The following is an 18,144-nucleotide window of genomic DNA, read 5'->3' as shown; positions in this document are numbered from 1 at the left end:
TGATCCAGCGCCGCCCGGGGAGGCCGCGATGGCCGTCCGTATCGGCACCTTCAACACCGAGAACCTCTTCCGTCGTCCCTCCGTGTTCCGCCTTCCGGGCGCGACGGAGCGCAAGAACGTCCTCGACGATTTCGACGCCTTGGTCGCTCTCCTGGACAAGGAGACCTACACCGACGAGGACAAGCAGAAGATCTCGGAGCTCATCCTGAAGCACCGGGCGTACAGCAGCGACCCCGAGAACCCGCCGCTGATCTACGTCAACCAGAACCGCCCCGGGAAGAAGAGCGGGCTCTTCGACACGCCCCCGCCGGGGTCAGAGCCGACAGAGCTGCCGATCCTCGCCGGGGGCCGGGCGAAGTGGGCCGGCTGGGCCGAACTCGGCCAGGACGACCTGGACATGGCCGCGGTCAGCAACACCGGGCGGGTCATCAGAGAGGTGAACGCCGAAGTCCTCCTGACCCCCGAGGTCGAGGACCGGCTCACCCTGGACCGCTTCAACGAGCAGGTTCTGGGCCTGGGCGGGCAGCCGTACCCCGTCGATCTGCTGATCGACGGCAACGACCCGCGGGGCATCGACATCGGGGTCCTCAGCCGCTTCCCGGTCACATCCGTCCGTCCGCACCTCTTCGATCCGGACCCGGAAGACCCGACGAAGCACCTGTTCAGCCGTGACTGTCCCGAGTACGAGATCCAGCTCGGCCAGGAGAGCCTGGTGCTCCTCGGCAACCACCTCAAGAGCAAGTTCAACGACGACCCGGAGCTGCGCCTGCACCAGGCCGAGCGGGTCGCGGAGATCTACCGGGCCGCGCTGGAGCGCACCCCGAACGTCGTGGTCGCCGGAGACCTCAACGACACCCCGGACAGCAAGCCGGTCGAAACGCTGCTGGACGCCGGCCTGCGCGATGTGATGAGTCACCCCTCCTACCAGGGCGACGATCTCGGCACCCACGGCACCTGCAAGCGGGAACGCGACAAGCTCGACTACATCATGCTGTCGCCCGCGCTGTGGGAGAAGGTGCAGAACGTGGGCCTGGAGACGCGGGGCATCTTCGCCCACTCGAACCACTTCAACACCGTCAAGACGAAGATCGACGAGGCATCGGACCACGCCGCGCTCTACGTGGACGTGGCGATGTGACGAAAACGCCCGCCCTCCGGCCGACAGGGTCGGCCGGAGGGCGGGCCTGGAGCGAAGCGGACGTCAGCAGCCCAGCAGGCGCCCGGCCAGGTAGCCCTCGATCTGGTCGAGGGAGACGCGCTCCTGCTTCATGGAGTCGCGCTCGCGGACCGTCACCGCGTTGTCGTCGAGGGTGTCGAAGTCGACCGTCACGCAGTACGGCGTGCCGATCTCGTCCTGACGCCGGTAACGGCGGCCGATCGCGCCGGCGTCGTCGAACTCGATGTTCCAGTTCTGGCGCAGCGCCTGGGCGAGGCCCTTGGCCTTCGGCGACAGCTCGGCGTTGCGGGACAGCGGCAGGACCGCGACCTTCACCGGGGCGAGGCGGTGGTCGAGGCGCAGCACCGTGCGCTTCTCCAGCTTGCCCTTGGCGTTGGGCGCCTCGTCCTCGATGTAGGCGTCGAGCAGGAACGCCAGCATCGCGCGGCCGACACCGGCCGCGGGCTCGATGACGTACGGCGTCCAGCGCTCGCCGGCCTCCTGGTCGTAGAAGAAGAGGTCCTGGCCGGAGGCCTTGGAGTGGGCGGTGAGGTCGTAGTCGGTGCGGTTGGCCACACCCTCCAGCTCACCCCACTCGTTGCCGCCGAACTGGAAGCGGTACTCGATGTCGGCGGTGCGCTTGGAGTAGTGGGAGAGCTTCTCCGCCGGGTGGTCGTACCAGCGCATGTTCTCCTCGCGGAGACCCAGGCCGGTGTACCAGTTCCAGCGCTGCTCCATCCAGTACTCCTGCCACTTCTCGTCCTCGCCCGGCTTGACGAAGAACTCCATCTCCATCTGCTCGAACTCGCGGGTGCGGAAGATGAAGTTGCCGGGCGTGATCTCGTTGCGGAAGGACTTGCCCATCTGCGCGATGCCGAACGGCGGCTTCTTGCGCGAAGCGACCTGCACCTGGGCGAAGTTGGTGAAGATTCCCTGCGCGGTCTCGGGACGCAGGTAGGCCACGGAGCCGGAGTCCTGGGTCGGGCCGAGGTGGGTGGAGAGCAGACCCGAGAACTGCTTGGGCTCGGTGAACTGGCCCTTGTTGCCGCAGTTGGGGCAGTTCACGTCGGCGAGGCCGTTCTCCGGGGCGTGCCCCTTCTTGGCCTCGTAGGCCTCCTCCAGGTGGTCCGCGCGGAACCGCTTGTGGCAGGAGGTGCACTCGGTCAGCGGGTCGGTGAAGGTGGCCACGTGACCGGAGGCGACCCAGACCTCGGGGGCCAGGATCACGGACGAGTCGAGACCGACCACGTCCTCGCGCGACGTCACCATGTAACGCCACCACTGACGCTTCAGGTTCTCCTTGAGCTCGACACCCAGCGGTCCGTAGTCCCAGGCGGCCTTCTGGCCTCCGTAGATCTCACTACAGGGGAAAACGAAGCCCCGGCGCTTGCTCAGGCTGACGATGGTGTCGATCTTGTCGGCGGCCACGGTGCTCTCTTCATGACGAATGGACGGCAGCGAATGCCTCAGGTTACCGGCGCGGCCACCCCCGGTATCAAATCGGTGCGGGACCCGGACTTTGTTGACAACGGTTTCCATATTTGATGAAAATGACTGTCATGAACGTACGCCGACGCCTCATACCCCTGGTCGCTGCCGCAGGCGCCCTCTCCGCCCTCTCCGCCCTCTCCGCGTGCTCCACCGACAGCGCCGCCGCGGGGAACACCGGCAAGTTCGACGTCGTCGCGTCCTTCTACCCGATGGCCTTCCTCGCCGAGCAGATAGGCGGGGACCATGTGCACGTCACCAGCCTGACCGAGCCCGGCCAGGAGCCGCACGACCTGGAGATCAGCGCCAAGCAGACCGCGCAGCTCCAGGAGTCCGACGCGGTGCTCTACCTCAAGAACCTCCAGCCCTCCGTCGACGACGCGGTGAGCCAGTCCGAGATCAAGACCAAGATCGACGCCTCCTCCCTCACCAAGCTGGAGAAGCACGGCAACGAGGTCGGCGGCCACGCGGCCGAGCACGACGACCACGCCGACAGCGAACTCGCGGGTCTCGACCCGCACGTCTGGCTCGACCCGGTGCGCTACGCGCAGATCGCCGAGGGCGTCGGCAAGGCCTTCGAGAAGGCCGACCCGGACCACGCGGCCGCCTACAAGGCCAACACCGCGGCCCTGGTGAAGAAGCTCGACGCCCTGAACACGAAGTTCGAGAACGGCCTCAGGAACACCGGCACCAAGGTCTTCATCACCACCCACGCCGCCTTCGGCTACCTCGCCGAGCGCTACGGCCTCACCGAGGAGGCCATCAACGGCCTCGATCCCGAGTCGGAGCCCAGCGCCGACCGCGTCAAGGACCTTGAGAGGATGGCGAAGGCCGACGGCGTCACGACCGTGTTCTACGAGACGCTCGTCAGCGACAGGACCGCCAAGACCATCGCCTCCGACGCCGGGCTGAAGACGGACGTCCTCGACCCGATCGAGGGCATCACCGCCAAGTCCCGCGGCAAGGACTACTTCTCGGTCCAGGAAGCCAACCTGAAGGCGCTGCAGGGCGCCCTGGGAGCGAAATGACACCGGAGGACGGCATGAGCGAGTCCGTCATCGCGCTGCGCGGAGTCCGCGCCGACCTGGGCTCGCGGCCCGTCCTGCGCGGCATCGACCTCACCGTGCACCGCGGTGAGGTCGTCGCGCTGCTCGGCGCCAACGGCTCCGGCAAGTCCACCGCGATCCGCACGATCATCGGCCAAGTGCCCGTGTCCGCCGGGCAGATCGAGCTCTTCGGCACCCCGCGCGGGCGCTTCCGGGACTGGGCGCGGGTCGGGTACGTCCCGCAGCGCACCACCGCCGCGGGCGGCGTCCCCGCGACCGTCACGGAGATCGTCTCCTCGGGCCGGCTGTCCCGCGCCCGCTTCGGCATGCTCCGCAGGGCCGACCACGAGGCCGTACGCCGGGCCCTGGAGCTGGTCGGCATGGCGGACCGGGCCAAGGACTCCGTGAACGCCCTCTCCGGCGGCCAGCACCAGCGGGTGCTGATCGCCCGCGCGCTCGCCGCCGAGCCCGAACTCCTGATCATGGACGAGCCGATGGCGGGCGTGGACCTGGCGAGCCAGGAGGTGCTGGCGCGGACCCTGAAGGACCAGGTGGCACAGGGCACCACGGTCCTGCTCGTGCTGCACGAACTGGGCCCGCTGGAGCCCCTGATCGACCGGGCGGTCGTCCTGCGTGACGGCTGTGTCCAGCACGACGGTCCTCCCCCGCGCGCCGTCGGCCAGCACGCCCTGCCGGGACACGACCACGTCCACCCGCACTCCCCCGACCACGAGCCGATGCGCACAGGACTGCTGAGCTGATGGACTTCCTCGACTACGCCTTCATGCAGCGGGCCCTGCTCGCCGCCGTCCTGGTCGGCATCACCGCCCCCGCCGTCGGCATCTACCTCGTCCAGCGCCGCCAGGCCCTCATGGGCGACGGAATCGGCCATGTGGCGATGACCGGCGTCGGCCTCGGCTTCCTGCTCTCCTGGTCGCCGGTGTGGATGGCCACCCTCGTCTCGGTTCTCGGCGCGGTCCTCATGGAGCTGATCCGCTGGTACGGCAGGACGCGGGGTGACATCGCCCTCGCGATGCTCTTCTACGGCGGTATGGCCGGCGGCGTGATGTTCATCAACCTCGCGCCCGGCGGCTCCAACGCCAACCTGACGTCGTACCTCTTCGGTTCGCTCTCGACGGTCTCGCAGTCCGACGTGACCGCGATCTGCGTGCTGGCCGCGTTCGTGGTGCTCGTCACCCTCGGCCTGCGCCGGCAGCTCTTCGCGGTCAGCCAGGACGAGGAGTTCGCGCGGGTCACCGGTCTCCCGGTGCGCGCGCTCAACCTGCTGACCGCGGTCACGGCCGCGGTGACGGTGACCGTGGCGATGCGCGTGGTGGGACTGCTGCTGGTCAGCGCTCTGATGGTGGTGCCGGTGGCGGCGGCGCAGCAGCTCACCCGGAGCTTCGCGGCCACCTTCGCGATCGCGGTGGCGATCGGCGTGACGGTGACGATCGGCGGCACCGTGACCTCGTACTACCAGGACGTGCCGCCCGGTGCGACGATCGTGCTGCTGACCATCGGGGCGTTCATCGTGCTGACGGGTCTGGCCACCCCGCTGGCCAGGCGACGGGCCCGGGCGGCCGCCGCCGCGCAACCCGCCCCGGACCCCGCCGAGTGCGCGATTCCGGCCAGTCGGCAGGCGGACGGCCCGGTCGGCGTCTGACTGGGCACAGGCCGGGCTGGCACAATGGCCCGGCAGGCGCCGAACGAAGGAGGAACCCGTGACGACCGCAGGACCGCCCGTGAAGGGCCGCGCGACCCGGCAGCGGGCCGCCGTGGCGGCGGCCCTCGACGAGGTCGACGAGTTCCGCAGTGCCCAGGAACTGCACGACATGCTCAAGCACAAGGGCGACGCCGTCGGTCTGACCACGGTCTACCGCACCCTCCAGAACCTCGCCGACGCGGGCGAGGTCGACGTCCTGCGCACCTCCGACGGCGAGTCCGTGTACCGCCGCTGCTCCACCGGCGACCACCATCACCACCTGGTCTGCCGGGTCTGCGGCAAGGCCGTGGAGGTCGAGGGCCCGGCCGTCGAGAAGTGGGCCGACGCGATCGCCGCCGAGCACGGATACGTCAACGTGGCGCACACCGTGGAGATCTTCGGCACGTGCGCGGACTGCGCGGCCGCCGCCCAGGGCTGACCCCCTGGAAACACACAGCCGAGCCGAGGGATAACCCTTGGCTCGCACTCCTTTGCATGACATGGCCCGGACAACCATGCCACGCTCCCTCCAGCTCTCACGCAGTTCCCGCACGGCACCTCCACCCCGTCGTCGCAGTAGGAGCAGTAGGAGTACGAGTGAGACCCTCCCCACGAAGATCAGCCGTCGCCGCGTCCCTGGTGGCCGCCGCGTCCCTCCTCGCCGTAGGCGTCCAGACGGTGCCCGCCGCCGCGAAGCCCGCCTCCCCCCACCCCAGCCCCCTGCGCACCGGGGGCCTGGAAGCCAAGCTCTCCCCCGCCCAGCGCACCGCGCTGATCAAGAGCGCGTCCGGCAGGGCCGCCTCGACCGCCGGCTCCCTCGGCCTCGGCGCCAAGGAGAAGCTGGTCGTCAAGGACGTCGTCAAGGACAATGACGGCACCCTGCACACCCGCTACGAGCGCACCTACGACGGCCTGCCCGTCCTCGGCGGCGACCTGGTCGTGCACACGCCCCCGGCCGCACAGGCGAAGGGCACGCTCGGCGCGACCTTCAACAACAACCGCCGTACCGTCTCGGTGAAGTCCACGACCGCCACCTTCGGCAAGGCGTCCGCCGAGTCCAAGGCGCTGAAGACCGCCAAGGCGCTCAAGGCCGAGAGCCCCGCCGCGCAGAGCGCCCGCAAGGTGATCTGGGCGGGCTCGGGCACGCCGAAGCTGGCCTGGGAGACGGTGGTCTCCGGCTTCCAGGACGACGGCACGCCCAGCAAGCTGCACGTCATCACCGACGCCACGACCGGCGCCGAGCTCTCCCGCTTCGAGGGCATCGAGACCGGCACCGGCAACAGCCAGTACAGCGGCACGGTCACCATGGGCACCACGCTGTCCGGTTCGACGTACCAGCTGTACGACACCACCCGCGGCGGCCACAAGACGTACAGCCTCAACAACGGCACCTCGGGCACCGGCACGCTGATGACGGACGCCGACGACATGTGGGGCACCGGCTCCGGCTCCAACACCCAGACCGCCGGTGTGGACGCCCACTACGGCGCCCAGGAGACCTGGGACTTCTACAAGAACACCTTCGGCCGCAGCGGCATCAAGAACGACGGGGTCGCCGCCTACAGCCGCGTCCACTACAGCTCGGCGTACGTCAACGCCTTCTGGGACGACAGCTGCTTCTGCATGACGTACGGCGACGGCACCAGCAACACCCACGCGCTTACCTCGCTGGACGTGGCCGGGCACGAGATGAGCCACGGGGTCACCTCCAACACGGCCGGGCTCAACTACACCGGTGAGTCGGGGGGCCTCAACGAAGCCACCTCCGACATCTTCGGCACCGGGGTGGAGTTCTACGCGAACAACTCCTCCGACGTGGGCGACTACCTCATCGGCGAGAAGATCGACATCAACGGCGACGGCACGCCGCTGCGGTACATGGACAAGCCCAGCAAGGACGGCGGCTCGGCGGACAGCTGGTACTCGGGCGTCGGCAACCTCGACGTGCACTACTCGTCCGGACCCGCGAACCACATGTTCTACCTGCTCTCCGAGGGCAGCGGCACCAAGACCATCAACGGGGTCACGTACAACAGCACGACCTCCGACGGTGTCGCCGTCGCCGGGATCGGCCGGGCCGCCGCCCTGCAGATCTGGTACAAGGCGCTGACGACGTACATGACGTCGAGCACCAACTACGCGGGCGCCCGCACCGCAGCCCTGAACGCGGCGGCCGCGCTCTACGGCACCAGCTCCGCGCAGTACGCCGGGGTCGGCAACGCCTTCGCGGGCATCAACGTCGGCAGCCATATCACCGTGCCGTCGACCGGCGTGACGGTGACCAACCCGGGCAGCCAGTCCGCCAAGGTCGGGACGGCCGTGAGCCTCCAGGTCAGCGCGAGCAGCACCAACAGCGGCTCACTGACCTACGCGGCCTCCGGACTGCCCGCCGGCCTCTCGATCAGCAGCTCCACCGGGCTGATATCCGGCACCCCGACCACGGCAGGCAGCTACAGCACCACGGTCACGGTCACCGACAGCACCGGAGCCACCGGGACGGCGTCCTTCACCTGGACGGTCAGCTCGACCGGCGGCGGCACCTGCACCTCCGCGCAGCTGCTGGGCAACCAGGGCTTCGAGTCGGGCAGCACGACCTGGACCGCGAGCAGCGGTGTGATCACCAACTCCAGCAGCCAGGCCGCCCGCACCGGCTCCTACAAGGCCTGGCTGGACGGCTACGGCTCCACCCACACCGACACGCTCTCCCAGTCGGTGACGATCCCGAGCGGCTGCACGGGGACGACGTTCACCTTCTACCTGCACGTCGACACCGCGGAGACCACCACCAGCATGCAGTACGACAAGCTGACGGTGACCGCCGGTTCGACGACCCTGGCCACGTACTCGAACCTGAACGCGGCCTCCGGGTACGTCCAGAAGTCCTTCAGCCTGTCGGGCTTCGCCGGTCAGACGGTCGCCCTGAAGTTCACCGGGGTCGAGGACTCCTCGCTCCAGACGAGCTTCGTGATCGACGACACGGCGGTGACGACGAGCTGATCCTCTGAGCGACGAGGGGCGGTCCCGAGGCTCAGGCCTCCGGGTCGCCCTTCATCGCTTCCTCCATGGCGAGCAGCTCCTCGTTCGGGACGGCACCGCCGAAGCGGCGGTCCCGGGAGGCGAACTCGACGCACGCGCGCCACAGGTCACGGCGGTCGAAGTCGGGCCACAGGACGTCCTGGAAGACCATCTCGGCGTACGCGCTCTGCCAGAGCAGGTAGTTGGAGGTGCGCTGCTCGCCGCTGGGCCGCAGGAACAGGTCCACGTCGGGCATGTCCGGGTAGTACAGGTACTTCGCGAGGGTCTTCTCGTTGACCTTGGCCGGGTCGAGGCGGCCCGCCTTCACGTCCTCGGCGAGGGCCTGCGCTGCATCGGCGATCTCGGCACGGCCGCCGTAGTTCATGCAGAAGTACAGCGTGAGCTTGTCGTTGCCCTTGGTCTGCTCCTGGGCGACCTGGAGCTCCTTGGCCACGGACTTCCACAGCCTGGGCATCCGGCCCACCCAGCGCACCCGGATACCGAGCTCGTCGAGCTGGTCGCGGGTCTTGCGGATGAAGTCGCGGTTGAAGTTCATGAGGAAGCGGACCTCGTCGGGCGAGCGCTTCCAGTTCTCGGTGGAGAAGGCGTACAGCGAGATGTTCTTCACGCCGGCCTCGATCGCGCCCTGCAGCACGTCCAGGACCCGCTCGGCACCGACCTTGTGCCCCTCGGTCCTCGGCAGCCCGCGCTCCTTGGCCCACCGTCCGTTGCCGTCCATGACGATCGCCACGTGCTCGGGGATCAGCTCACCGGGGAGCTTCGGCGCACGGGCACCCGACGGGTGCGGCTCCGGCGCCCTGTACTCGCGCCGCCGGCGCCCCAGGATCCCGTTTACGGCCATGGTGCTGATCGTCTCCCTCTCAGGGTTGCTTCTCTACGTAACGCAAGGACCTGAGCCCGCGTTCCAGATGCCAGTGCAGGTAGGCGGAGACCAGCCCGCTGCCCTCCCTGACGTGCCGCGGCTCGCTCGCGTCCGCGGTCTCCCAGTCTCCCGTAAGCAGCGCGGCGAGGAGTTCCAGGGTCTGCGGCGACGGTACGACGCTGCCGGGCACCCGGCAGTCCACGCAGACCGAGCCTCCCGCGGCCACGGAGAAGAAACGGTTCGGGCCGGTCATGCCGCAGCGCGCGCAGTCGCTGAAGCTGGGGGCGTAGCCGTTGACCGCGAGGGAGCGGAGCAGGAAGGCGTCGAGGACGAGGTGGGGCGCGTGCTCGCCCCGGGCGAGGGTGCGCAGGGCGCCGACGAGCAGCAGGTACTGCTGCACTGCGGGCTCACCCTCGTGGTCGGTGAACCGCTCGGCGGTCTCCAGCATGGCCGTCCCGGCGGTGTACCGGGCGTAGTCGGAGACGATCCCGCCACCGTACGGAGCGATGGTCTCGCTCTGCGTGCACAGCGGCAGGCCGCGCCCGACGAGCTCGCTCCCCCGCGCGAAGAACTGCACGTCGACGTGGGAGAAGGGTTCGAGGCGGGCGCCGAACTTGGACTTGGTGCGGCGCACGCCCCTCGCCACAGCCCGTACCCGCCCGTGACCCCGCGTGAGCAGCGTGATGATCCGGTCGGCCTCCCCGAGCTTCTGCGTCCGCAGCACGACCCCGTCGTCCCGGAAGAGACTCATCGCACACCCCCGCGCGGGGTGCGCGGCACGGTGCCGTCGTAGCGGAACAGACTCATGAGCCCATTCTCGCCTACGTGGAACCGTGCTCGTCGGCGTCCGCGACCACGCCCTCCGCCGGGGTGGCTTCCCGCAGGGCGTCCGGCACCGCGTCCCACTCCCTGCCGCCGCCGTACGGTCTGAGTTGGACGTACGGCCCCTCATGCCCCATCACGACGCCGGACCTCCCGGTACGGGTGTCCACGACGTAAGAACCCACGGGCATTTTCGTCACCGATTCCCTCCCGACTCCGATTCCATCGAAATCCCCCACCTTTCCGAGTTTCACTCTTCTTCTCTCCACAGTGGCGCTCTTTCCCTACACTCGGCAGGAGTCTGTGCGCTACAAGTACAAAGCTGAACAAGGGGGTTGGCCATGGCCAATGGTTCACGGCAGGCGGCATGGGAGTTCTTCGGAACGGAACTGCGGCGACAGCGGGAGGAGGTCGGGATGACCCAGGCTGAGCTGGGGTCACGCGTCTTCGTCTCCGGCGCTTATATCGGGCAGTTCGAGCAGGCCTTTCGAAAACCGCAGCTGGATATCTCCCAGCGGATCGACGCGGTTCTACAAACCGACGGTATCTTCGAGCGCTTGTGCAGGAAGCTCATCGACGACAAGCGGTATGCGGATTATTTCGCGCCGGTCGTGGAGTTCGAACGGACGGCGACGAGGATCTGCGAGTTCGCGCCCACGGTGGTGCCGGGCCTGCTGCAAACGGCGGCTTATGCCGGAGCGGTGACGATCGCCGCGAATCCGTTCGTCACGGACGAGTACGTCGAGGAGATCGTCACTGCCCGCCGGGAACGGGCACAGATCCTCAAGGGCACTACAACACCCGAGTATTGGGTGATCCTGCATGAGAGCGTGCTGCGTGTCCCGGTGGGCGGCGCGCAGGCCATGGCCGAGCAACTGGACTGCATCGCCAGGCTGATGCGGGATCGCACGGTGTGGCTGACGGTGGTGCCGTTCGCGGCTGGAGCCTGCGCCTCGATCGCCGGGATGCTGCAGCTCATGGAGTTCGACGACGCGCCGCCCCTCGCCTATACAGAGACGGCGTTTTCGGGAACGCTCATCGATGATCCAGGCGTGGTGAAACGGGCGCAGCGCACATACGATCTGCTCAGGGTCGCCGCGCTGTCGCCGGAGGCGTCCCTGACCCTGATCGCCTCGGCGGCGGAGGACTTCAGACGATGCGCGAGTACGAACTGAGCAACGCCCGCTGGCGCAAGAGCAGCTACAGCAACGGCGAGGGCGGCAGCTGCGTCGAGGTCACCGACGCAGTACCCGGTGTCATGCCCGTCCGCGACTCCAAACTCGGCACGGACAGCCCCGTCCTCGCCTTCCCCACCGACACCTGGACCCGCTTCCTCGGGCTCCTCAAGTAGTCCCCCGGGGGTAAACCCCCCTGGAGATGCGCCAGTTGACCGGATGGGGCCACACCGCTCACTCCGCGAAGCTCCTCGCATGAAGCAGATGACGAAGAGCCTCGCCCTGATCGCCGCCGCCTCCGGTGTCGTCTTCGGGGCCCTGACCCCGCTGTCCGCCTCCGCCGACTCCCGCACCCCGGCACTGAAGTGGACCAAGTGCGAGGGCAGCGGCCTCGATCCGCGCCAGCGGTGCGCGACCGTCTCCGTGCCCATGGACTACGCCGACCCGGACGGTCCGAAGATCCAGATCGCCGTCTCCCGTATCCGCAGCGAGAATCCGGACGCCCGGCGCGGTGCCCTGCTGCTGATCCCCGGCGGGCCCGGCGGCGACAGCATGAACGACCCGTCGGGCAAGGGGCAGAGGCTGCCGAAGAAGGTGCGGGACGCCTACGACCTGATCGGCTTCGCGCCGCGTGGGATGGCGCCCTCGACGGCCGTGGACTGCGGGCTCGAACACCGGGACCTGGCCCGCACGGCTCTGCTGCCCTGGCCCGCCGCGGACGGCTCGGTCGACGCGAACATGGCCGCCGGGAAGCGTGTCTCCGAGGCCTGCGCGCGCAACGGCGGTGAGCTCATCCGGCACATCAGCACCCTCAACGAGGCCCGTGACCTCGACCGCGTGCGGGCCGCGCTCGGCGAGCGCAAGGTGTCCGCGTGGGGCGTGTCGTACGGCACCTATGTCACCGACGCCTACCTCCAGTTGTTCCCGGGGCGCACCGCCCGTGTCGTCCTGGACAGCAACGACAACCCGGACCCCGTCCTCGCCGAGCGTGCCTGGCTCGCCGCGTTCGAGCGGGGCGCCGAGGACAACTTCCCGGAGTTCGCGAAGTGGGCTTCCGCACCCGGCAACCCGGACCGGCTCGCCGACACGGCCTCCGAGGTCCGGCCCCTGTTCCTGAAGCTCGCCGCCCGCCTCGACCGCGAGCCGATCCCCTGGCCGGGCGCCAACCCCGAGGAGCTGAACGGCAACGTCCTGCGCCAGTCGATGCTCGACTCCTTCTACGACCCGGACGACTATCCGGCCCTCGCCAAGCTGGTCCTCGCCGCCGAGAAGGGCACGGTGCCGCCCGCCCCGGCGGGACCGCCCGAGGCCGTCCTCCAGAACGTCACCGCGGTCGCCGCCGCCACCATCTGCAACGACGTCGACTGGCCGAGCGACCCGGAGGTGTACCGCGAGGGCGTGGCCGAGAGCCGGGCCGAGTTCCCGCTGACCGGGGGCATGCCGCGGAACGCGATGGCGTGCCCCTCCTGGCCGTGGGAGCCGAAGGAGGCGCCGGTGCACGTCTCCGACCGGGGCCCGTCCAACATCCTGATGGTGCAGAACGAAAGTGATCCCGCCACCCCGCTCAGCGGTGCCCTCAAGCTCCGTGAGGCCCTCGGCCGGCGTGCCGTGATGGTCACCAACGACTCCACGGGCCATGACGCCTACCTCGACAACGGCACCGCGTGCGGCGACGCGGCCGTGTCCCGCTTCCTGGCCACCGGCAAGCGGCCCGCCAAGGACCTCTACTGCGGGTGAGCGCAGGGTCCGTACCGGCGGGCCAGCGCGTGGAACGCCTCCTTCGGTTCCCAGTGCCAGTCCGAACGCGGGTCGTCGGGGCGGTCCCTGATCGCCTTGGCGATGCCGTAGCTCGCCATGTCGAGGTCGTGGCGCGGGTCGTCGGGGCGGTGGGGGGCGTCGGCGGTGAGGAACTCGAAGGCCATCGCCGCGTAGAGGCCCATCGACTCGAAGACGTCGAGGAGCTGCGTGAGATACACGGCCTGGGTGTGCTCGCTGCGGACGACGTTCCCCTTGATCTCCGGCGGGTCCTTGTCGTAGTCGACGATGTCCCAGCCCATGCCGCCCGCCTCGGGGGCGCCGACGAACGCACAGGTGCCGAACTCGGTGATGGCGACCGGCTTGCCCCAGCGCAGGTACTGCCTCAACTCGCGTACGTAGTCCTGTGGTTGGCGGAAGTACGAGTAGTAGTCGATGCCGACCACGTCGAACAGGTTCCAGTCGACCTCGTCGTCCTGGGCGGCGGCGTAGCTGAGGCGGCCGTGGAAGACCGAGCGGCCGACCTTGGCCGCCCTCGCGGTGAAGCGGTCCAGTTCGCGCTGCATCCTCACCGGGTCGAAATTGCCCTTCATGCGGTTCTCGACCCGTTCCAGGACCGTGTCCCCCGGCAGGATCCCCGGCACGAACAGCCAGAACTCGCAGCCCACGCTGAGCTCGACGCTCGCGCCCTGCCGGCGCAGCCGCTCCGCGAACCGGCCGCACTCGGCGAGGTGGTCGAGGATGTCCCGCTGCGGGACGTCGCCGAGTGTCGGCTGGAGCCAGACGTGCAGCCCGCGTTCGGCCGCCTCGGCGGCGGTGGCGGTGAGGCGTTCGACGCCGTCGCCGGTGACGTCGACGGTGTCGGCGTGCAGGTCGTCGCGGATGGCCCGGATGTCGCCGCGCATCCGGGCGGCGTTCCAGGCGGTGGCGGGGGTCTCCCCCTCGCCGACGGTGTAGACGACGCCGTGGCGCCTGAGTCCGCGCTGCCGCGCGCCCGCTTCCGCGCGGGCCGCCGGCAGAAGCAGCGCGGCCCCGGCCCCTGCGGCTCCCGCCAGGAACTGCGCGCGGTTGATCCCCGTGGTGATCCCCGTTGTCTTCTCCATGCCGCCACTGTGTCGGCCACGGGCGGTCCTGTCCGTCCGTCGATGGTCTACGTCGGCGCAACCAAGGGATGACCAGCCGCGTCGATCATTGAAGAGATCGATCTGTGCCCCGAGCGAAGGAGAGCAAGATCTTAGGCTCCGGAAAACTGTCCCGACGCACCCTCCTGGCGGCCGGTACGGCCACCCTCGTGACCGGCGCGAGCACGACCGCGTACGCCGCCGACGACGTCACCGCCCGGCTGCGCGCCCTGGAAGAGCGGTACGACGCCCGGCTCGGCGTCTTCGCCCACCACCTCACGACCGGGCGGTCCGTCCGCCACCGCGCCGACGAGCGCTTCCCGATGTGCTCCGTGTTCAAGGCCCTCGCGGCCGCCGCCGTCCTGCGCGACCTGGACCGCCACGGCGAGGTCCTCGCCCGCCGCATCCACTACACCGCGGACGACCTGGTGCAGCCGGGCTCCGACCAGACGGCGGCGCACCTCGCCGAGGGCATGACCATCGCCGAGCTCGCCGACGTCGCCATCACCTACAGCGACAACACGGCCGGCAACCTCCTGCTGCGCGAACTCGGCGGTCCCACCGCGATCACCCGCTTCGCCCGCTCCCTCGGCGACCGGGTCACCCGCCTCGACCGCTGGGAGCCCGAGCTCAACACCGCCGAGCCGTGGCGGCGCACGGACACGACGAGCCCGTACGCCATCGGCCGCACCTACGGCCGGCTGGTCCTCGGCGACGCGCTGACCCGGCGGGACCGGCGGCTGCTCACGCACTGGCTGCTGAACAACACGACCAGCGTCAACCGCTTCCACGCGGGCCTGCCCAAGACATGGACCATCGCCGACAAGACGGGCAGCGGTTCCTACGGCACCGCCAACGACGTGGGCGTCACCTGGACCCACGCCGGCGACCCGATCGTCCTGTCGGTGCTGTCGACGATGCCCGCGCAGGACGCCGTACGGGACGACGCCCTGGTCGCCGACGCGGCCGCGGTGGTCGCCGACACTCTGGGCTGACGGGTCAGAACCGCCGGACGTACCGCCGCTGCCACGGGGTCTCCACCGCCCGCGGGTGGTAGTGCTCGCGCACGTAGGCGACCGCCTCCCGCGGCGGCACGCCGTCCAGAACCGCCAGGCAGGCCAGGGCCGTTCCCGTGCGGCCCCGGCCGCCGCCGCACGCGATCTCGACCCGTTCGGCGACCGACCGTTCCCAGGCGTCGATCAGGACGCCACGGGCCTCCCCGCGGTCCGCCGGCAGCCGGAAGTCCGGCCAGCGGACCCAACGGGAGGCCCAGGGGACCTCCGGTGGGCCGCCGCCGAGCAGATAGACGCCGTACGACGGTGCCGGCGCCGCCGGGTCCAGCGCGTACCGCAGGCCGCGGCCCCGCACCAGGCGTCCGGACGGCAGCCGGAGGACGCCCTGGTCGTGTTCGTCCCACCCCTTCACGACGCCATTCGAACCCGTCATCGACGCTCGGGCAACCGAATCGGCCCCCCTCGTGGTCTGGTGGGCGAGGGAGGGTGCCAGATGCAGGCCGAACAAGAGGACCGGTTCCAGGAATTCGTCAGAGCCAGGTGGTCGCACCTCGTGCGGACCGCCTATCTGCTCACCGGCGACGCGCATCACGCCGAGGACCTGACGCAGACGGCGCTGGCGAAGGCGTACCGCTCCTGGCGGCGCGTGTCGGGCAGCGACAACCCGGAGGCGTACGTCCGGCGGATGCTGGTCACCTGCAACAGCGACCGCTTCCGCAAGCGGCGCGTGAAGGAGTCGCTGACCGACGCGCCGCCGGAGCGGGCGGGCCGCGACGAGGCCGTGGCCCGGGTCGACGAACGCGGGGTGCTGATGGCCGCCCTGGCCCAACTGCCGCCCAGGCAGCGGGCCGTGGTCGTCATGCGCTACTGGGAGGACCTGTCGGAGGCGGAGGCCGCCGAGGTGCTCGGCTGCTCACAGGGCACGGTCAAGAGCCAGGCGTCCAAGGGGCTGGCGAAGTTGCGTACGTATCCGGGGCTCGCGCAGGTCATGGACCGCGCCCCGCAGGGAGGCACGAAATGAGTGAGGAAGAGGAGCGGGACTTCGAGGAGCAACTGCGGGAGCTGCTCTCCGAGGACGCGTACGCGATCCGTCCCTCGCCGGTGCCGTATCCGCAGATCCGCCGCCAGGGCGTGGTCGAGCGGCGTCGGCGGGTGGCGGTGGCCGGGGCGGTTCTGGTGACGCTGGCCGCGGTGCCCGTGGGGGCGTTCGCGGTGGGCGGCGGCGGGACGGGCACGGCCGACACGGCGACGACACCCACGGCCTCCGCGAGCGCCACGCCGACACCGACCCCCTCCCCCGCACCCAGCGGGCCCGCGGGACCGGCCACGGCGGGGCAGCTCCGGGACGGGATCACGCTGGAACAGGCAGCGGACGGGCTCGACAAGTGCCTCGCCTGGGACCGGGACCGCGTGGCCCACGGCGGCATCGCCTCCTCGGACCTCGGCAAGGCCGACGAGTACCGGATCATCCTCGCGCTGAACAGCACCGGTGACTCCAACTCGCCCGGTGACGGCGTCTTCGTGGTCGCCGTGCAGGAGAAGCCGAAGGAGACCCGGCTGATCTGCAACATCAAGGACGGCGAGGCCTCCGGACTCGGCACCAGCGTCGGCAGCGACCGGCAGCCGGACTCACCGCCCGTGCTGGCCGACATCAACGGCAACAAGCTCTACCAGCAGTCGTTCATGGACAAGGGCCACTGGAAGCTGCCCTTCAGCTGGGGCTTCATCGGCACGGTCGAACCGACGGTGGCCAAGGTGACCGTCTCCTACGGCGGCGCCGACAGGGAGGCGGTCCTCGACCACGGCTGGTTCGTCGCCTCCGGCACCCTGACCGAACAGGTCACCAGGAACCCGCGCATCAAGGGCTACGACCAGGGCGGCAAGCTGATCTACGACTCCGACGAGGACACGACGTACCAGCAGGTGCAGTAGCAGGACAGCTCGGGACAGGGGGGGCGCCGTACAGGGGTCGGCGCCCCCCTCGTCCTTTGCGGGAAGATCGGTGGACGGCCGATCCCTAGGAGCCCCGATGATCCTTCCCGCCCCGCTGACCGGAGTCGTCCCGCCCGTCTGCACGCCACTGACACCGGACCGCGAGGTGGATGTCCCCTCGCTGCTCAGGCTCGTCGACCATCTGGTCGCGGGCGGGGTGCACGGCCTGTTCGTCCTCGGTACGACGTCCGAGGCGGCCTTCCTGACCGACACCCAGCGCAGGCTCGTGGTGGAGACGGTGACCGGGCACGTCGGGGGCCGACTGCCCGTGCTGGCCGGGGTGATCGACATGACGACGGCCCGGGTCCTGGACCATGTGCGGGCCGTCACGGCGGCCGGCGCCGACGCGGTCGTCGTCACGGCGCCCTTCTACACGAGCACCCATCCGCGGGAGATCGCCCGCCACTACCGGCTGGTCGCGGCCGGCAGCCCGGTCCCGGTCATCGCGTACGACCTGCCGAGCGGCGTCCACACCAAGCTCCCCGCGGACGTGCTCCTGGACCTGGCCGCCGAGGGCGTGCTGGCCGGTCTCAAGGACTCCAGCGGCGACCTCGCCGGCTTCCGCACGGTCGTCTCCGGCGCCCGCGCCCACCCCGGCATCACCGGCTTCAGCGCGCTGACCGGCTCCGAACTCATCGTCGACGCGGCCCTCGCGGTCGGCGCGGACGGGGCGGTGCCCGGTCTCGCCAACGTCGACCCCGAGGGGTACGTCCGTCTCGACCGCCTGTACCGCGCGGGCGACCTGGACGCGGCCCGGGCCGAACAGGAGCGGCTGTGCGCCCTGTTCGGCATGGTGGCCGTGGGCGATCCGGCCCGCATGGGCGCGTCCTCGTCGGCGCTGGGCGCGTTCAAGGCGGCCCTGCATCTGCGGGGCGTGATCGACTGCCCGGTGACGGCGGAGCCGCAGGTGCCGTTGTCGGCGGCGGAGGTCGAGCGGGTGGGCGCGTTCCTGGCCGGGGCCGGACTGCTCTGAGCC

At 70.0% G+C, this 18,144-nt stretch carries 19 protein-coding genes; 13 read left to right on the top strand and 6 right to left on the bottom strand.

Going from position 1 to position 18,144, the window contains the following annotated elements; genetic code table 11:
• Positions 1-28: 28 nt before the first annotated feature.
• Positions 29-1,138, top strand: a complete 1,110-nt coding sequence (locus tag RKD20_RS29785) for an endonuclease/exonuclease/phosphatase family protein (protein WP_424880381.1) — start codon at positions 29-31, stop codon at positions 1,136-1,138.
• Between the two features lie 63 nt (positions 1,139-1,201).
• Here RKD20_RS29785 and RKD20_RS29780 read toward each other — a convergent pair whose 3' ends face one another.
• Complete coding sequence (locus RKD20_RS29780; RefSeq protein ID WP_424880380.1) at positions 1,202-2,584, bottom strand: glycine--tRNA ligase; 1,383 nt, start codon at positions 2,582-2,584, stop codon at positions 1,202-1,204.
• 131 nt (positions 2,585-2,715) lie between these two features.
• On the opposite strand from RKD20_RS29780, the gene RKD20_RS29775 reads away from it, so the two are divergent.
• From RKD20_RS29775 to RKD20_RS29755, 5 genes are all read left to right on the top strand, one after another.
• Entirely contained in the window at positions 2,716-3,672 is a 957-nt protein-coding gene (locus RKD20_RS29775) for a metal ABC transporter substrate-binding protein (RefSeq protein WP_424880379.1), read from the top strand.
• Positions 3,669-4,451: a metal ABC transporter ATP-binding protein gene (locus RKD20_RS29770; RefSeq protein WP_424880378.1), complete on the top strand. Its 783-nt coding sequence runs from the start codon at positions 3,669-3,671 to the stop codon at positions 4,449-4,451. Before RKD20_RS29775 ends, RKD20_RS29770 begins: the two co-directional genes overlap by 4 nt.
• On the top strand, positions 4,451-5,353 hold the full coding sequence (locus RKD20_RS29765) for a metal ABC transporter permease (protein WP_359427780.1): 903 nt from the start codon (positions 4,451-4,453) through the stop codon (positions 5,351-5,353). The genes RKD20_RS29770 and RKD20_RS29765 overlap by 1 nt, the downstream gene beginning before the upstream one ends.
• Positions 5,354-5,411: 58 nt before the next feature.
• A complete protein-coding gene (locus tag RKD20_RS29760) occupies positions 5,412-5,831 on the top strand; it encodes a Fur family transcriptional regulator (protein ID WP_424880377.1) in 420 nt (139 codons plus the stop codon).
• A gap of 200 nt (positions 5,832-6,031) precedes the next feature.
• Positions 6,032-8,389 (top strand): M4 family metallopeptidase, encoded by a 2,358-nt coding sequence (locus RKD20_RS29755; RefSeq protein ID WP_424883358.1) that lies wholly within the window; start codon positions 6,032-6,034, stop codon positions 8,387-8,389.
• A 31-nt stretch (positions 8,390-8,420) separates the two neighbouring features.
• On the opposite strand, the gene RKD20_RS29750 is transcribed toward RKD20_RS29755, so the two are convergent.
• The 3 genes from RKD20_RS29750 to RKD20_RS29740 form a co-directional block, all read right to left on the bottom strand.
• Positions 8,421-9,269, bottom strand: a complete 849-nt coding sequence (locus tag RKD20_RS29750; protein ID WP_424880376.1) for an isoprenyl transferase — start codon at positions 9,267-9,269, stop codon at positions 8,421-8,423.
• A 19-nt stretch (positions 9,270-9,288) separates the two neighbouring features.
• Positions 9,289-10,041, bottom strand: a complete 753-nt coding sequence (recO, locus tag RKD20_RS29745; protein WP_037717107.1) for a DNA repair protein RecO — start codon at positions 10,039-10,041, stop codon at positions 9,289-9,291.
• A 70-nt stretch (positions 10,042-10,111) separates the two neighbouring features.
• The gene (locus tag RKD20_RS29740; protein WP_424883357.1) at positions 10,112-10,303 is read right to left on the bottom strand and encodes a hypothetical protein; all 192 of its coding nucleotides are present in this window, start codon (positions 10,301-10,303) and stop codon (positions 10,112-10,114) included.
• Positions 10,304-10,453: 150 nt separating this feature from the next.
• On the opposite strand from RKD20_RS29740, the gene RKD20_RS29735 reads away from it, so the two are divergent.
• The 3 genes from RKD20_RS29735 to RKD20_RS29725 all read left to right on the top strand — a co-directional run bounded on the left by RKD20_RS29735 (position 10,454) and on the right by RKD20_RS29725 (position 13,024).
• Complete coding sequence (locus RKD20_RS29735) at positions 10,454-11,287, top strand: helix-turn-helix domain-containing protein (protein WP_424880375.1); 834 nt, start codon at positions 10,454-10,456, stop codon at positions 11,285-11,287.
• Complete coding sequence (locus RKD20_RS29730) at positions 11,269-11,463, top strand: DUF397 domain-containing protein (RefSeq protein WP_424880374.1); 195 nt, start codon at positions 11,269-11,271, stop codon at positions 11,461-11,463. The genes RKD20_RS29735 and RKD20_RS29730 overlap by 19 nt, the downstream gene beginning before the upstream one ends.
• Before the next feature lie 79 nt (positions 11,464-11,542).
• Positions 11,543-13,024: an alpha/beta hydrolase gene (locus RKD20_RS29725; RefSeq protein ID WP_424880373.1), complete on the top strand. Its 1,482-nt coding sequence runs from the start codon at positions 11,543-11,545 to the stop codon at positions 13,022-13,024.
• Here the strand turns inward: RKD20_RS29725 and RKD20_RS29720 are convergent.
• Positions 13,012-14,145 (bottom strand): abortive phage infection protein, encoded by a 1,134-nt coding sequence (locus RKD20_RS29720; protein WP_424880372.1) that lies wholly within the window; start codon positions 14,143-14,145, stop codon positions 13,012-13,014. The two genes, RKD20_RS29725 and RKD20_RS29720, sit on opposite strands and share 13 nt — an antisense overlap.
• A gap of 104 nt (positions 14,146-14,249) precedes the next feature.
• On the opposite strand from RKD20_RS29720, the gene bla reads away from it, so the two are divergent.
• The gene (gene bla, locus RKD20_RS29715) at positions 14,250-15,158 is read left to right on the top strand and encodes a class A beta-lactamase (RefSeq protein ID WP_424880371.1); all 909 of its coding nucleotides are present in this window, start codon (positions 14,250-14,252) and stop codon (positions 15,156-15,158) included.
• Positions 15,159-15,162: 4 nt separating this feature from the next.
• On the opposite strand, the gene RKD20_RS29710 is transcribed toward bla, so the two are convergent.
• A complete protein-coding gene (locus RKD20_RS29710) occupies positions 15,163-15,609 on the bottom strand; it encodes a protein-tyrosine phosphatase family protein (protein ID WP_424880370.1) in 447 nt (148 codons plus the stop codon).
• A gap of 60 nt (positions 15,610-15,669) precedes the next feature.
• On the opposite strand from RKD20_RS29710, the gene RKD20_RS29705 reads away from it, so the two are divergent.
• The 3 genes from RKD20_RS29705 to RKD20_RS29695 all read left to right on the top strand — a co-directional run bounded on the left by RKD20_RS29705 (position 15,670) and on the right by RKD20_RS29695 (position 18,141).
• Positions 15,670-16,197, top strand: coding sequence for a SigE family RNA polymerase sigma factor (locus RKD20_RS29705; RefSeq protein WP_351993210.1), 528 nt, complete (start codon positions 15,670-15,672; stop codon positions 16,195-16,197).
• Positions 16,194-17,108 carry a hypothetical protein gene (locus RKD20_RS29700; protein ID WP_424880369.1) on the top strand — a complete coding sequence of 305 codons (915 nt, stop codon included), beginning with the start codon at positions 16,194-16,196 and terminating at the stop codon, positions 17,106-17,108. The genes RKD20_RS29705 and RKD20_RS29700 overlap by 4 nt, the downstream gene beginning before the upstream one ends.
• Positions 17,109-17,205: 97 nt before the next feature.
• Positions 17,206-18,141 carry a dihydrodipicolinate synthase family protein gene (locus RKD20_RS29695; protein ID WP_424880368.1) on the top strand — a complete coding sequence of 312 codons (936 nt, stop codon included), beginning with the start codon at positions 17,206-17,208 and terminating at the stop codon, positions 18,139-18,141.
• Positions 18,142-18,144: the final 3 nt, after the last annotated feature.

Source organism: Streptomyces sp. SLBN-8D4 (assembly GCF_049739545.1).
Lineage (GTDB): Bacteria > Actinomycetota > Actinomycetes > Streptomycetales > Streptomycetaceae > Streptomyces > Streptomyces canus_C.
The sequence above is the reverse complement of the archived record's forward strand: the minus strand, read 5'-3'. Positions and strand labels throughout refer to the sequence as shown.

Coding starts and splice junctions, on each gene's coding strand:
- RKD20_RS29710 (WP_424880370.1), bottom strand. CDS start 15,609: ATGACGGGTTCGAATGGCGTCGTGAAGGGGTGGGACGAACACGACCAG.
- RKD20_RS29750 (WP_424880376.1), bottom strand. CDS start 9,269: ATGGCCGTAAACGGGATCCTGGGGCGCCGGCGGCGCGAGTACAGGGCG.
- RKD20_RS29720 (WP_424880372.1), bottom strand. CDS start 14,145: ATGGAGAAGACAACGGGGATCACCACGGGGATCAACCGCGCGCAGTTC.
- RKD20_RS29785 (WP_424880381.1), top strand. CDS start 29: ATGGCCGTCCGTATCGGCACCTTCAACACCGAGAACCTCTTCCGTCGT.
- RKD20_RS29765 (WP_359427780.1), top strand. CDS start 4,451: ATGGACTTCCTCGACTACGCCTTCATGCAGCGGGCCCTGCTCGCCGCC.
- RKD20_RS29695 (WP_424880368.1), top strand. CDS start 17,206: ATGATCCTTCCCGCCCCGCTGACCGGAGTCGTCCCGCCCGTCTGCACG.
- RKD20_RS29725 (WP_424880373.1), top strand. CDS start 11,543: ATGAAGCAGATGACGAAGAGCCTCGCCCTGATCGCCGCCGCCTCCGGT.
- RKD20_RS29735 (WP_424880375.1), top strand. CDS start 10,454: ATGGCCAATGGTTCACGGCAGGCGGCATGGGAGTTCTTCGGAACGGAA.
- RKD20_RS29740 (WP_424883357.1), bottom strand. CDS start 10,303: ATGCCCGTGGGTTCTTACGTCGTGGACACCCGTACCGGGAGGTCCGGC.
- RKD20_RS29700 (WP_424880369.1), top strand. CDS start 16,194: ATGAGTGAGGAAGAGGAGCGGGACTTCGAGGAGCAACTGCGGGAGCTG.
- RKD20_RS29770 (WP_424880378.1), top strand. CDS start 3,669: ATGACACCGGAGGACGGCATGAGCGAGTCCGTCATCGCGCTGCGCGGA.
- RKD20_RS29730 (WP_424880374.1), top strand. CDS start 11,269: ATGCGCGAGTACGAACTGAGCAACGCCCGCTGGCGCAAGAGCAGCTAC.
- recO (WP_037717107.1), bottom strand. CDS start 10,041: ATGAGTCTCTTCCGGGACGACGGGGTCGTGCTGCGGACGCAGAAGCTC.
- RKD20_RS29705 (WP_351993210.1), top strand. CDS start 15,670: ATGCAGGCCGAACAAGAGGACCGGTTCCAGGAATTCGTCAGAGCCAGG.
- RKD20_RS29775 (WP_424880379.1), top strand. CDS start 2,716: ATGAACGTACGCCGACGCCTCATACCCCTGGTCGCTGCCGCAGGCGCC.